Origin of the sequence: Pseudovibrio ascidiaceicola, from assembly GCF_900114245.1 — a bacterium.
GTDB lineage: Bacteria > Pseudomonadota > Alphaproteobacteria > Rhizobiales > Stappiaceae > Pseudovibrio > Pseudovibrio ascidiaceicola.
In genome coordinates this window covers 74,074-87,353 of record NZ_FOSK01000013.1, presented here as the reverse complement: position 1 = coordinate 87,353, position 13,280 = coordinate 74,074, and the positions used below count along the sequence as shown (strand labels likewise).

Sequence of the window (13,280 nt, the reverse complement as noted above, 5' to 3'; positions counted from 1 at the left end):
CTTGGAGCTTTGCAGATGGACACCTTTCCATTCAACGTGGATCAGGTGTCCATCTCCGCAAAGGCAGATTGGGCGAAGAAGCCAGTTATGGGCGGGATAAAGCCCGGTGAGTTCATGGGGGATGGCGGCAAAACCATCAACCTTTCAGGCCAGCTGCTTCCCATCCGCATAGGTGGCCTTACTGAGCTTGAGATAGCCGATCAAATGCGGCGGACTGGACAGGTCTTTCCGGTTATGCGTGGCGATGGCAAACCGATGGGGAACTACTTTATCAAGTCCTCAAAGCAAACTCACAAAGAGCTGGAATGGGACGGCGTTCCTTTTGTGATCTCCTATCAGATTGGGCTTGAGCAGTTGCCGGATGAAACTCCGACTTCTGCTGATCTCATTCCAGATCTGATTTCTGTTTTCGACCTGCTTTAAGGGGCGGCCATGTCCACCAAGATTACCGTTACAGGTGAAGGGATCACCTTGGATCTGCTGCTTGTGCGCGTGCATGGCTGGAAGGGGCAAGATCTCATCACCGATGCACTTAGCCTTAACCCTGGCATAGCTGCTGAGGGCGCATTGCTCACAGCAGGCCGGGAGGTGCTTATTCCTGACCTGCCATCCGAATCCACAATCACACCAGAGCCGACAATAGACTTGTTTGGATAGCGCATGAACCAATGGACTGTAGATTGGAAAGTCATCTTGAATGGCGATGACATCTCGCAGGATCTTCGCCCCTATCTGATGAACATTTCAGCGACGGATAAGGCTGGGATCAGCTCAGACAGTTGTAGTCTTAGCCTTGATGATCGCGCAGGGCAGATCAAGTTGCCGAGTGCAGGTCACCGGCTATCAGTTCTCCTTGAAGGCAAAAAGGTCTTTGAAGGGATTACTGATCAGCCGGTTTCTTCAAGCAATCGATCAGGCGGGCAAAAGCTCTCAATCAAGGCCAAGGGCTTCGACGAACGCTCCCCAGTCAAGCAACCGCTTTTCTTCCATAAGGACGATGCAACGCTTGAAGAGTTTCTGCAGGGCGCTGCCAAGAAAGCCGGATTTAACATCAAGGTAGCCCCGGCATTTAAGGAGATTTTTCGCGACTACTGGTCAGCTAATGGGGAGAGCTTCCATTCAATCGGCCAGCGTTATGCAAAAGAGCTGAATGGGGCATTCAAGATCAGGGACAAGACGGCTGTTTTACTGCCGCTGGGTGCTGATAATGGGCTTCCTGTGCTCAAGTGCATCTATCCCGGTAACATCATCACTTGGCGTTTGAAACCCCGTGATCTGCGTAGGGCCTTCACAGGTAGTTCAGTACGCTATGTGGACAGGGAAAAAGGCAAGGTAGTCGAAGTCAAACGACCCTACAAAGAGGAGGAAATCGAAGACCCCGCGTTCTCAGATCCAGTGCTCAATGCCATTCGCTCCACGGTCAAAGACGAAGACCAAGCTAAAGAGCTTCTGAAAGCTCGTGAAGGTCAAAGCAAGCGTGAGAAGGCTTCAGGGTCGATCACAATCAATTTTGAACCTCAGGCACAAGCGGAAGCCCTTTGCACGGTAGAAGGCATCAAGCAAGGCATTGATGGCAAGTATCGGGTAGAGAGCAGAACACATAAAGCCGCGAGGGGTGGAGGTGCAACAACGACCTTGAGCGTGAAAGAACCGCAGGACGGGGCAGGGAAACGGGAAGGGGCCAAACCCAAGACCCCGACCAAGAAGCCCGCCCTAACTGGCGACGGACTAAATCGAAACGGTAGAACCGGAACACAGCAGTAGCGATTGCCACCATCACAAGTCCTTATTCCATGCGTCACTCAATTGCGTTGCAAAAACAACAATTAAAAAGAGGATCACATGAAACGTATAAAACTAATCGGTGCATTTGCATTTGGGCTACTTTGTATTCAGATGTCTCCCGTAAACGCTCTGGATCCGGTTCCAATGAATGCTCAAACCGAGATAAATGATAACATCAGCGGGAAGCTTGTTGATCGCTGTGCGAAAGTACTAAAAGGGGAAGACAAAGCTTTGTGTCAGTTGAGTGCTGCATCAGGTTTAGCTTTGGCTTTTTGCAAAAGAAGCAAGTTTAAGGTCGGTGGGCTCGGAAAAACCAAGTGCTATGACTTTATATCTGAGCAGCTGAATAATCTTGCGATGCTTGCTGCAGGAAATGTTCCTATGCCAAAGACATTTGAACCCATACAATCAGATATCCCCTGTTACAGAGAATGGAACAAGAAATGCTACGGCTATGTTCAAGAGTTTGTCGGAGATGCAGAGTTCACTGAAAACTTGTATTTAAAAATCATCAAAAGCCCTCAAAAAAAGGCACTAAACACAATCGGTTCGGTTGGTGCAGAACAAGCCGCGAAGGCGGAATGCACTAAAGTTGCCTTCACAGATTTAATCAATCAAACAAACTTCGGTCAGTTTATAAAGGCCTCCAAATCCCCCGAGCGAGACAATGTCATTGATAGCTTAGCGCTAATTAATGATTTTATGTTCCCTGGTGGTGGCGGGGCTCAACTTATTTTAGATCTTCAAGGGATCATGACTAAAGAAGGGAAGTTTCTTGTAATAGACCCTGACGGTGTTCTGAAGACAGATAAGCCTTATGAACCAAGCAAAGGACAGATTGCTTATTGCTGGCACAACTTTATGCAGACCGTCCTAGAGTACGCTAAGAACGTAAAATAAGACGAAGTTAGTGCGTAGTTGTTGGCCGTCTCGAACTGTTCCGGCGTAATATGTTTCTAAACAATCTCGTAGAAACCGAAACTTGGCTTTCCTTTGATCTACGTGGCGGTGGAGACTAGTTCATCTCCACCGCCTTTACAAAACCCACCGCATCACCCGCCCATTGAGGCGGGTTTTTTTATGGAGTTTTCTGGAATGAAATCTACCAAAACCCGGCTCACTGGCTGGGTGGTCGCGTTGGTCGTGGCCCTCGTCGGCGCTTGGGAAGGGCTTCGCACAACTGCATATCATGACATCATTGGTAAGCCGACAATTTGCTATGGTGAAACCAAAGGCGTCAAGATGGGTGACACGGCGACCAAAGCTCAGTGTGACACAATGCTTATCAAGTCTCTGAAGCGCCATGAAGCAGGTATGAGGAAGTGCCTCAACAATCCCGACAAGATCCCCATTAGGACCTATGTCGCCTTTGTCTCACTCACTTACAATATCGGAGTTGGCAACTTCTGTAGGTCAACGGCTCGCAGCAGGCTTAATGCCGGTGACTGGGCAGGAGCCTGTAAGGCAGCTACTTGGTTTAACAGGGCGGGTGGCCGCAAAGTTCAGGGGTTAGTCAACCGAAGGCAAGATGAATACAAGCTGTGCATGCAAGGGGCGAAGGGATGATAGATCTCATCTCCGCGTTTATCAGCACAGGCATTGAAACCTTGCTGGCCTACGGGGCACTTGTGGGCGCCTTGCTGGCATTCATCGCACGCTTTGAGCCTCGCACACCCAATTGGCTTTCTTCAATCATAACAACCGCGCTGCTTTGCGTCTCAGTCTGGTTCTTCTCTGACTTACATCATGACAGGGAAGCCGAAGTAGCCCAGCTGAAAGCCGATAACAGCGCTCTCACACGCGTAGCAGCGGCACACAAAGTCATCTCAGAGCAAGCGAGTAAAAGCCTGTTGGACCGTATCCAGCAGCTAAACTCAATTGAAGAAAAGGTAAGGGACTATGAACTTGAGCTGGAGAGGGGCAAGATATCCGCTTGTCCTCCTGATCCCGCTTATCTTAGCCGGATGCGGGCACTTCAATTCCGGAAGGCTCGTTAAGAACTCTGGGGAGCTGTTCAAGCCTCCAGATCCTCCACCCGATCTGACAGTCACAACAAAAGACCCTGGCATTACCGGCGATCAAGGCCGGGATGCAATCAGGCATAGAGCTGCATTGATAGCCTGCCATGCAAAGGAACAGGGCTGGCAGTCCTTTTACGGAAGCATTCAGGACAACTTGAAAGGAATTGCCAAATGATACCCAAAACAGAAATGGGATCAGTGACCGGATTGAGTGTTTATGGACTGCTCGGCTATGCAAGCAGTTATCTGGAGCCAGCGCTTCAACTAGCCTTGCTGATCGCTGTTTTGATCGGTGCAATCTTACTCGCTTATGGCAGATGGGTGGATGCGCGTAACAAGCATTTGGATACTCGAATTAAGTTGCTTCAGATTGAGGAGTTGGAGCAAAACGAGGAGTGACGAAACACCAATCGAAGCGACCACTTAATCTCACGAGTAACCCGCACCGCAAAAAAGGCTCCTAATGCACATGTGTGAAATTTTTTACACGTAAGTATCAGGAGTTTTTCATGTTTGTTGTAACTTATAGAAACTCAATTCTAGGTATGGGAGAGAGTGAAGAGCAGGTAGTCAAAGAGGCTACCTCCCTTTTGGAGAACTTAGAGCTCGAAGAGAAGTTTTATGTTCTCAGTCGCTTGCAGGTTGCAGCTATTTCGCAGAATGCTTTCAAGCAAATTTCATCTAATCGAACAGTCACTTTGAGAAGAGTTGATAGCGTGTTAGAGGCAATCTGATCACTCAGCTATCCAGCGGCGGAGATAGCTGCATTTTGTTCAGTATCCCTACCTAACCCATAGATTTATCATCATGTATTGCTTGGCTGTTAGTCACGGTATGTCTCTTAGGCGTCTAGTACCAGCGTGTGAATATCGTTGAAAAACGAGGCAGTCGTTCCTTTCAATAATTTGCTAGGCTCGATAGAGGCTTTGATATTGAAGTTCCTCGTAGCTGAGAGGCCTTGCAAAAGTGTTTTACACTGAAACTCCTTTGCAAGGCTCATGAGTATCAAACACTTATTTGAAGATATCATTCAGATAAGCAGCGATCCGAACACCACCTTGTGTAAGGCGCCGATGCAGAGTTTCACGATGTTTGAAGACATAACCGTAGCTAAGGTTCGTCTCACTAGGATACAGCCCATCGCGATACGAAACGCTTTCAGAGATCCACACCAACGGATCTGGCTCTTTCCAGTCTTCAGCTTGCTGGTCTTCTAATCTACGCAGCAGTCGCTCAGACAGCTCCGTATAGGACAGGCCGCCATGTTCAATTAGGTCTGTATCCCACAATCGATGGAGATTTGTCTTCTCCCAGAAGAACTCAAGCTTCACGGCGTTCCCACCACGGTCATCCGCATAGCCTGCGTGCATTGGTTGATGCAAATCCCCCACAATGTGGACGATGAACCTCAGGGCTAGTTGCCGATCTTCCAATGGAGCATTTTCATCCTCCAATGTCGCGCGAAAGTCAGTGAGGGCTGTGACCGCATCACCATGCTCTGGAGCATTTGCAGCGTCGTAGCCTTCACCACGTTTGGTATTGACGTAATGGTAGGGGCCTGAGTTCTTCCAAAACGGACTTGTGTCGGAACGCATAAAGTCAGGCCAAGTTGAAGCATCGACAAGGTTTTCAGTACCTAGTATTTCTTCAACTTTCATCTGAGCAGTTTCAGATAGGAATTCTTCTGCGATCAACCCGGTTACCCGATGCCCGGTTTTACCCCAAGCAAACACAGTTGTCGTTGATGCAGTGACAAGCATAGCTGATAACGCTAGGCCGGAAATGAGCGACTTCATAAGGCTGTCCAATATCTCTTTAAGTAATCAATCGAGCAGCTAATCCCAATCGTAGACAGGGATTTCTACCCTAAGGTCAACTTAGATAAGCCTAGTTAGTTTCTCGCTGAATGCAAGTCAGCCTAATCGCGCCAATCGAAGCTAGACTTGATGCTGCTTAGATCCAGTCATCAGGCTCCAAATCATCAAGCGCTGCACCAAACAATGCGAGACGGTCCATTTCCTTTTGGGTTAGTGCCACATGCAGATGGATGAGTTCGCCAACGGTGGTGACTTCGCAACGCTGTGCAATAAAATCTAAAGCCGCGGATAGCATGAGTTTACCTTTTAAATTTCTTCATTATTCCAAAGAGCAGACTTTAAAAACTATTGGCAAAGCGCTGTCATTCCGCAAGGAAAATATTTTGTGTAAGTTGAAATAGATAGATATTTCTAACTAATTACATAAAGTGATTGATTAACGATATTGTATTGCTAAGGATTGCGGTGAGAACAATAAGTTTAGTTTAAATAACTAAAGAATTTCCGGTAATAGTCCCGCCGGAGATTCTTGATAATACAATCAAAATGGGTCGTTCGTATAACTTTTGGCGACCAAAGTTTATCCTGAGTTGCTGAGCAAAATCTCTTTCACCTCGAGGTCGCGCAAGGGGCCTTATCTACTTAAGTTCGCAACTTAGAGAATACGCTCAGAGCTGGTGAATGCACGACTCGTGAGGAGTATGTGTTGCTGGTAGGTGGTGGGTAGTTTAACCACTTTGCTATCGCAGCGCCATTTTGCGTATTAAACGCCTAGGCACTTGCTGTTTTTGTCTACTAGGCAAGTCTAAGGGTACAACCTCAAGTTTTGCGCAAGCGTTCCACTCCTAAAATGCGAATGCATTTTTTGGAGTAATTTCAATGCCAAACAGCACACCAGTTTCCTCTCCCGTCTTAGTCAATACCGATGAGAACGGGGTAACTTCAATTCGAGTCATTTTTCAGGACTCTGATCTCAGCGATACTCATACCCTAGCCCTAAACACAGACGAAATGACTGGTTCTGGCACTGTGGTCAGTGATGATACGTTCCACTATGATCCAGGAACTGCGTTTGATTACCTCGCTGCTGGCGAGACGGCGACTGATACGTTCTCATACACGGTGACAGATGCTGCAGGTGAAAGCTCTACATCAACGGTCACGATAACTATTACCGGGCATAATGACGGCCCCATAGCTGCTGCAGTGGCAGTTGAGACTGATGAGAGCACTTCGATAGTCATACTCCCTGATTTTACCGACCCAGACAACAACGATACTCACAGCTTTACAGTAGATACGTCCGGCACGATTGGCAGCGTGATAGTAAATGCGGATGGCACTTTCTCATATGATCCAAATGGGAAGTTTGATCACCTCGAAGCCGGTGAGACTGCGACAGATACCTTTACCTATACAGTGACAGATGCAGCTGGAGAGAGCTCTACTGAAACCGTGACAGTGACTATTAATGGAGAAAGTGAAGTATTAATTGCTCCTCAGAAAATTTGGGCATCAGACGGTGCTCGCAGAGACTCTTTTGGTATTTCTGCCCAGATCAACGATCATGGTGTAATTGTTGTTGGAGCAGATTCAGATGATGATAGGGGTGCGTCATCTGGCTCAGTCTACGTTTATACGCCGGACGGCGAAGGCGGGCTATCTGAGACCAAAATCACTGCCTCAGACGGAGCCAAGTCAGACAACTTTGGCATCACCACGGTGATTAATAATCATGGTGTTATTGCGGTAAGTGCTTATTTAGATGACGATAAGGGCCAAAACTCCGGATCAGTCTATGTCTACACTCCAACCGAAGAAGGTGGCTATGATGAGACTAAACTGATTGCTTCTAGTGGTTTCACTAATGATTGGCTCGGACGAAATCTTGTCATCAATGATGATGGGGTAATCGTTGCTACCGCATTTGAAGGATCATATGACCGGATTTATGTCTTCACACCTGACGGACAAGGTGGGTATGACGAACTCAACATCCCAGTTTCTGGATATGCGAGCAGCGGGAATGGAGGCGTTCACATTAATGAAGAAGGTATAATCTCTGTACGCAACGGTACTTCTGTTTCCATTTTCACACCGGACGGGCAAGGTAATTACAGCGAGATGGTGATTAACAGACCTGCACCTGACAGCTTGTTTGGGCGGAATGTTGCGGTTGCTGCCGACGGGACTATTGTTGTGGGAGGCCTCTCAAGAATCTATGTTTATGAGCCAGATGGTGAGGGAAACTATACCATATCTAGTTTAAGTGGAGGTGCTTCTCTTGACATGAATGCAGATGGGGTAATTGTCTCAGGCGTCCCACATGATAGCTCCAATACTGGTAAAGCTTTTGTGCACGTACCAGACGATGAGGGCGGTTACACACGCTTTGTACTCTCCGCCATTGACGGACAAGAAGGAGACTCTTTTGGACGAGCGGTGTCCATCACGAGCGACGGTACTATCATCGTTACCGCTTATTTGGATGACGACAGGGGAGAGAATTCTGGCTCGGCCTATGTCTACACACCCAATTCAGAAGGCAATTATGTCGGTGCAGATGGCACTGTATATGAACCAGAAGGCTCGTCAGTATTAGAGACCTTTGACATGCCAGCTCTTGAACTCATTGGTAGCGCCGCTGCTGAAACTCTTCAAGCTGGCGACGGTGCAGATGTGATCTACGGTAATGGTGGTGAAGATACCATTATTGGCGGAGCCGGCGACGATACTCTCACTGGCGGTGAGGGCAATGATATGTTTGTTTTTGCAGGAGGACAAACCGGCCACAATGTTATCAAAGACTTTGCTGCTGGGGACGGAGCTTCTGACATAATTGAGTTTGCAGCATCTATCTTTACTGATTTTGATGCAGTGCTTGCTGTAGCTCAGCAAGTTAGTGCGAATACGGTAATCACAATTGACGAAGACACGTCGATTACTCTTGAGGGTGTCACTCTTTCCGACTTGCATCAGGATGATTTTTCCTTCGTTTAAGTCTTCGGTGTGAACCTCAAAAATCTACCTCGGCGGTTCATTTCGCCGGGGTTTTTTGTTGCTGATGAACATAGTAATTTTAAGTTGCTAAGTACTCTGGCGGACAGTCTACCTCATCAGAATGAGTGCTGTAGGTTAGGCGCTCTGCGATCAGATTACAGAGACAATCGGCACGCAAAATCTGTTAGGGATCGGCCTCAAATTCGCTAGAGTTTTCAAAGGCGCAATTTTGGCAAATTTGCCCCTAACATTCGCTGAAACCCGCAGAAACCCTAGATTTTGCGAATCCTGCAGGGATCGCCACTTTTTCTCTCCAAAAATCTAAATACCTCTTATATATCAAGCGCTTATAAAAATAGTGCGTTTGCGTGTTTGACGGCGATTCGGCAATCCCGTAACAAATCCCGTAACAAATCCCGTAACATTTAGGGTGTCGTGATGGGAGTTGCGTGTGATCGTGGCAGATATTATTTCGTCAAAAGGGTGCCCAAGAGGTACCAGAAGTTTGATCCGCGTTCCCGGGTCACGATAGCTCTCCATACAGACAGTCATGAGATTGCGCTTACCAAAGCCGGACCGATCGAGGCACAGCTCATTTCTTATTGGGAAGCTCTCAAGGCCGGTAATGTTGAGGATGCAGATGCGCTTGCTGGTGCGCTACGGGAGCTGGCGTATGCCAGCGGCTTCAATTACGCGCCTATGGAAGATCTTATCTCCAGCAATCCGCGAGACCTCATTGATCGCCTCATAAAGCTGGAAGGGGCTCTGGAGGCGAAAGAAGACCCATTGGTGCCAGCATTGCTGGGAAATGCCAAAATCCCTCCCAAGAGGCTTAGTCTTGCTTTTGAGGAGTATTTTGACTTCACGAAAGACCAGCGCGTCGGCATGAATGAAGAGCAGGTGCGCAAATGGAGAAATCCGCGCCTGAAGGCCATCAACAACCTTATTGCTCTGGTCGGAGACAAGCCCATCCTTGATATGGGACGCAATGATGCAAAGAGGCTGCGTGAATGGTGGGTGGATCGTTTGTTGAATGAGGGCAAATCCTCCGTCTCAGCAAACAAAGATATTGGTCACCTTGCGCAGATCTTTCAGGTCTACGGGCTTATGCACGAACTGGACCTGGATAATCCTTTTGCTGGTATGCGCGTTAAAAAGACCATGACAGCACCTCGCGCGGCCTTTTCTCCAGAATGGATGCGCAAAGAAGTTTTAGCGCAAGGTGCTCTCGATGGCCTCAATGATGAAGCCCGCGATGCTTTTCTGTTTATGATCAATACCGGAGTTCGCCCATCGGAACTTATCGGCAGCCTGCCTGAGCACCTGATGCTTGAGGGGCCGATTCCATACTTCGAGATTCGCGCCTATCAGGGCGGTGAATATCAGCGAAAACTCAAAACCGAGCATTCTGCCCGCGATATTCCGTTGACCGGAGTGTCTTTGGAGGCGGCGCAGCGACTGAAAGATGCTGGAGGCGTGAAGAGATACTTCCTGAATTCAGATCTGTGGAGCAATACCGTCAATAAATATCTGGAGGAGAACGGCCTGCGAGAAAGCGAGCGGCATACGGTTTACTCGCTCAGGCATGCGTTTGAAGAAAACCTGCTGGAAGCTGGGGTGGATGAGCGCATCAGGGTTGAGTTGATGGGCCACGCCTACAATCGCCCCAAATATGGTCCGGGCGGAAGCTTGGAGCTGAAACTACAGGCAATCAGGAAAATTGCGCTTTAGGTACCGGGCAGTGCGTAGCGCAGAGCAAGGTCCAGTTCCTTTTGCTGCTGCTCTCGCTCCACAATAAGTTCATGGACACGATTGAAGACTGGGAGATAATCTGGACCATAGTTCTTTACGATGGTCGCCGCGATCCCACGCGCTTTGATGAGCTCTTCTGTGCTCACATCTGCATCGATAAGGATCGCGGACTTTCTCACATCTTCACCTAAGCTGCAGCTTCGCTGCCACATGAGAGACTGGAAACGTAGCTTTCCATCGCCTCAGCCCAGTCCATAGCCGCCATTTCTGGGCTCTTAGGCTTGATGGTGGTCGCAAGGGGAAGTGTTGGGCCTGTCAGGCTTCTGCGGGAGAGTTGGTTGAGAGCTGTGATGGTCGCTGCGTGTCGGATCTCTTCAAGTTTGCTGCTCTCTGCCCTGGAAAGTTTCGCTGGCCTTGGGATGAGTTCACCTAAAGCCTTGGCAAGCTCGCATAGCCCGCCTTGAGGTCTCTGGAGTGTTGTTTGGCCGCTATCGCAGTCTGTCTCCACATAAGCGAGATTGGCCAAGATCACCTGTAGGCCGGAGGTCATCATCAACGGCTGGAGAGGGCGCGGTGTAAATCGAGCTGACAGCAAGTTGAACTGGGCCTGAGAAAGGAACATATCAGTGAGGTTCGGCAGAGCAGCCACGCGGCCCAGAACGATGCCGACCGATCGCCAAGTAAGCCTTGATGAAGATGGATGCGTCAGGTTGATGTAACAGCGCTCAGGCAGGGGAATGAGATTTGTGGGCTCTTTCATGATCACCCCCGACCCAGCTTGTTGAGAGTGACCTGGCAGAGCTGCCAGCCGTCGCGGTAAAAATCTTGCAAATTGCGGATCTGGGCGACGACTGCCGGGCTGTCCTCCGGAGTATCTTTCAGAACCTGTTTCAGGTCTTCTCGCTTCAACGCAATCTCGCCAAAGCTTGGGGCGATCTTGTCGAGCAGCTTGTGGCCTTGTTGCTCAGCAGTGGTGTTTGTGGGCACTTGTCCTGGTTGCAGGAGTGGGCCGGTGTTGTGTGAAGCAACTGTCAGATATGAACTCATGCAGAAATCTCCTGAGCGCATGAAACAAGTGGCACGGGCACAAGGGTTGGAGGGAGTGCCCGCGCCTGTCACCTGCCTAGCGTAGGGAACTGCATGGCAGGCACTTCGGAAAATGTGTTTTCAGACCAAAAAAGTTGTCCGATTGCCCTCTGTATGAAATTACAAATATTTTGTATTGTCAATATACAAAATACAAAATATTTGTAGTTGAATATTTTTCATTGTGCCGAGATGCTGCAAATTTACTAAAGTTACCCCTAAATTCTAAGGGGCGCTTATGAAAGCTATCGCATTAACTTCATTGATTTTATTTTTGACTGCTGCGTACTCGGATGCGTTTGAGGTTGCGCCTCCGCTTCCGCGCGCAACGGCGTCCGTCGTGATTGAGCCCACGGGGCACACCGACTTCCCGTTGCCGTTAGCTATTTCCTGCACTAGCGGGATTGTTGCTCGATATAACTTCTCCCTTCTGGGCCTTGAGGAGTATAGCCATAGAACTGCGCGGGATCCGAAATTTATGAGCTTTCTATTTCAAGTTGATGATGAGGAGGCTCGCCACCTTAGTTTACGGGCAGAACGCTATCGTGGCAGTATTGTTTTATCTACTTATGAAGAGGCTTCGAGACCTTCCTCCTATCCCGTAGAGGGCATAAAGCAGGTGCAGGGTGGAATGGAAATACAGAGCCTGAATGGTGATGTTTTTCTCTATAGTGCAAAGAGTCTTTCTGCTGCATTTGAGTATCTGGGCCGAAAATGTGAGGATTTGAGTTTCTCAAGTCAGCTTGTGAAGGTAGAGACCCCTTCAGACCTAAAAAAGCACAACCTAATGCCGTTGCAATTCGTGAGTGGTGGCTACTACAAGTTTGAAGATGAGGAAAATGAAGACGGGGAGGTGATTTTAATTTTTAAGGAGGTTGGAATTGGTGATTGGACCTCTATTGAGCGAGCAAGATCTCTGACTTCATTAGCAAAGTTAATTAACTCAATGCAGCCCAAAGTCGACATTGAATTAGCTCTACTGACTGGAGGTGCTGACCGCTCGGCTGCAGGTATGACTTCCTCTGCGCTGACCTACTCTGCGAAGTCAGAAACTCTCGTAGTGGAGGCGAATGACTTTCATATAGGCGAAGACTTCTATTTTCTTCTGCAAAAATACGTGAAGGCTGATGTAAGTTGGTGGCTTACGTTTGGGAAAACGGAGAAGCTTGAGCTCGAATACAATCAATTTCGAAAAAAATATAAGAGAGATCCAGAGCTCTTAAATGATGTTGTGGTTCAAGGGCTTAAAATGAAGGAGTTTAATTTGAGTTTGGATGACGCTCCTACGCCATTTACCTATAAGCTTGTTCTTCAGGATGTGCGGATGGCGCTTTGTGACAATTATTATAGCCTCTGCTTCTAAATATTCTATCTGCATACATTTTATAACTCAGCCCTTATTCCGTATTTTAAGGGTTGAGTTATGCGAGATGAATGTAGATTGAGAAGACTGATAATTATCGCTTATTCGACAGGGCTATCGCTCGATTTATTAGAGCTGCTCTCGCGTGGTCTGGATGTCCAGGCTTTCGCGATCTTCTGTGGCAATGCCTCAACTCTCCCAATGAACAAGAAGTCCAATGAGGTGCCGTAAGTGTCGTTAATGGCCAGTGCACCCTTGAGGGAAAGGCGCTGTGTGCCATTCTCCCAGTTTGCCATCTGGGTGTAGCTCGCGCCTACACTGCTCGCGAGCTCTTTTGTGCTCAAGTCATAGTATTCCTTGAGCCATTTAAGGCGCTCGGCAACGTGTTTGGTCGAGGATTCTTCTGGTTCTTTCATGGTCTTAAAGATTCCAGATTACAAAAAAATTGGAAGCTTT

The 13,280-nt window shown here is 48.2% G+C and carries 17 protein-coding genes; 11 read left to right on the top strand and 6 right to left on the bottom strand.

Features of this window, described 5'->3' with window-relative positions; all coding sequences use genetic code 11:
* The first annotated feature begins 15 nt into the window (after window positions 1-15).
* The 8 genes from BM231_RS21435 to BM231_RS21400 all read left to right on the top strand — a co-directional run bounded on the left by BM231_RS21435 (window position 16) and on the right by BM231_RS21400 (window position 4,540).
* The gene (locus tag BM231_RS21435) at window positions 16-423 is read left to right on the top strand and encodes a phage tail protein (protein ID WP_159437983.1); all 408 of its coding nucleotides are present in this window, start codon (window positions 16-18) and stop codon (window positions 421-423) included.
* Window positions 424-432: 9 nt separating this feature from the next.
* Window positions 433-657: a tail protein X gene (locus BM231_RS21430; protein ID WP_093522702.1), complete on the top strand. Its 225-nt coding sequence runs from the start codon at window positions 433-435 to the stop codon at window positions 655-657.
* 3 nt (window positions 658-660) lie between these two features.
* The gene (locus tag BM231_RS21425) at window positions 661-1,764 is read left to right on the top strand and encodes a phage late control D family protein (protein WP_139226388.1); all 1,104 of its coding nucleotides are present in this window, start codon (window positions 661-663) and stop codon (window positions 1,762-1,764) included.
* A 78-nt stretch (window positions 1,765-1,842) separates the two neighbouring features.
* Window positions 1,843-2,685, top strand: a complete 843-nt coding sequence (locus BM231_RS21420) for a hypothetical protein (RefSeq protein ID WP_093522698.1) — start codon at window positions 1,843-1,845, stop codon at window positions 2,683-2,685.
* A gap of 195 nt (window positions 2,686-2,880) precedes the next feature.
* On the top strand, window positions 2,881-3,351 hold the full coding sequence (locus tag BM231_RS21415) for a lysozyme (RefSeq protein ID WP_093522852.1): 471 nt from the start codon (window positions 2,881-2,883) through the stop codon (window positions 3,349-3,351).
* Window positions 3,348-3,782 (top strand): hypothetical protein, encoded by a 435-nt coding sequence (locus tag BM231_RS21410; protein ID WP_093522696.1) that lies wholly within the window; start codon window positions 3,348-3,350, stop codon window positions 3,780-3,782. Before BM231_RS21415 ends, BM231_RS21410 begins: the two co-directional genes overlap by 4 nt.
* 195 nt (window positions 3,783-3,977) lie before the next feature.
* On the top strand, window positions 3,978-4,205 hold the full coding sequence (locus BM231_RS21405; RefSeq protein WP_093522694.1) for a hypothetical protein: 228 nt from the start codon (window positions 3,978-3,980) through the stop codon (window positions 4,203-4,205).
* Between the two features lie 110 nt (window positions 4,206-4,315).
* Window positions 4,316-4,540, top strand: coding sequence for a hypothetical protein (locus BM231_RS21400; protein WP_093522692.1), 225 nt, complete (start codon window positions 4,316-4,318; stop codon window positions 4,538-4,540).
* Window positions 4,541-4,819: 279 nt separating this feature from the next.
* On the opposite strand, the gene BM231_RS21395 is transcribed toward BM231_RS21400, so the two are convergent.
* Both BM231_RS21395 and BM231_RS26980 read right to left on the bottom strand, forming a co-directional pair.
* The gene (locus BM231_RS21395) at window positions 4,820-5,602 is read right to left on the bottom strand and encodes a S1/P1 nuclease (RefSeq protein ID WP_093522690.1); all 783 of its coding nucleotides are present in this window, start codon (window positions 5,600-5,602) and stop codon (window positions 4,820-4,822) included.
* A gap of 157 nt (window positions 5,603-5,759) precedes the next feature.
* The gene (locus BM231_RS26980) at window positions 5,760-5,918 is read right to left on the bottom strand and encodes a hypothetical protein (protein ID WP_159437982.1); all 159 of its coding nucleotides are present in this window, start codon (window positions 5,916-5,918) and stop codon (window positions 5,760-5,762) included.
* Between the two features lie 584 nt (window positions 5,919-6,502).
* Between BM231_RS26980 and BM231_RS21390 the strand changes: the two genes are divergently transcribed.
* Window positions 6,503-8,623 carry a VCBS domain-containing protein gene (locus BM231_RS21390; protein WP_093522688.1) on the top strand — a complete coding sequence of 707 codons (2,121 nt, stop codon included), beginning with the start codon at window positions 6,503-6,505 and terminating at the stop codon, window positions 8,621-8,623.
* A gap of 438 nt (window positions 8,624-9,061) precedes the next feature.
* Entirely contained in the window at window positions 9,062-10,354 is a 1,293-nt protein-coding gene (locus BM231_RS21385; protein WP_093522686.1) for a DUF6538 domain-containing protein, read from the top strand.
* Here BM231_RS21385 and BM231_RS21380 read toward each other — a convergent pair.
* Genes BM231_RS21380 through BM231_RS21370 form a run of 3 tightly spaced genes read right to left on the bottom strand, consistent with a single transcriptional unit; the run spans window position 10,351 to window position 11,422 of the window.
* On the bottom strand, window positions 10,351-10,554 hold the full coding sequence (locus tag BM231_RS21380) for a hypothetical protein (RefSeq protein WP_139226387.1): 204 nt from the start codon (window positions 10,552-10,554) through the stop codon (window positions 10,351-10,353). The genes BM231_RS21385 and BM231_RS21380 overlap by 4 nt on opposite strands.
* A gap of 8 nt (window positions 10,555-10,562) precedes the next feature.
* Window positions 10,563-11,135, bottom strand: a complete 573-nt coding sequence (locus tag BM231_RS21375; RefSeq protein WP_093522682.1) for a hypothetical protein — start codon at window positions 11,133-11,135, stop codon at window positions 10,563-10,565.
* 2 nt (window positions 11,136-11,137) lie between these two features.
* Complete coding sequence (locus tag BM231_RS21370) at window positions 11,138-11,422, bottom strand: hypothetical protein (protein WP_093522680.1); 285 nt, start codon at window positions 11,420-11,422, stop codon at window positions 11,138-11,140.
* A 277-nt stretch (window positions 11,423-11,699) separates the two neighbouring features.
* On the opposite strand from BM231_RS21370, the gene BM231_RS21365 reads away from it, so the two are divergent.
* Window positions 11,700-12,824, top strand: coding sequence for a hypothetical protein (locus BM231_RS21365; protein WP_093522678.1), 1,125 nt, complete (start codon window positions 11,700-11,702; stop codon window positions 12,822-12,824).
* 101 nt (window positions 12,825-12,925) lie between these two features.
* Here the strand turns inward: BM231_RS21365 and BM231_RS21360 are convergent, their stop codons facing one another.
* Window positions 12,926-13,240 carry a helix-turn-helix transcriptional regulator gene (locus BM231_RS21360; RefSeq protein WP_093522676.1) on the bottom strand — a complete coding sequence of 105 codons (315 nt, stop codon included), beginning with the start codon at window positions 13,238-13,240 and terminating at the stop codon, window positions 12,926-12,928.
* Window positions 13,241-13,280: the final 40 nt, after the last annotated feature.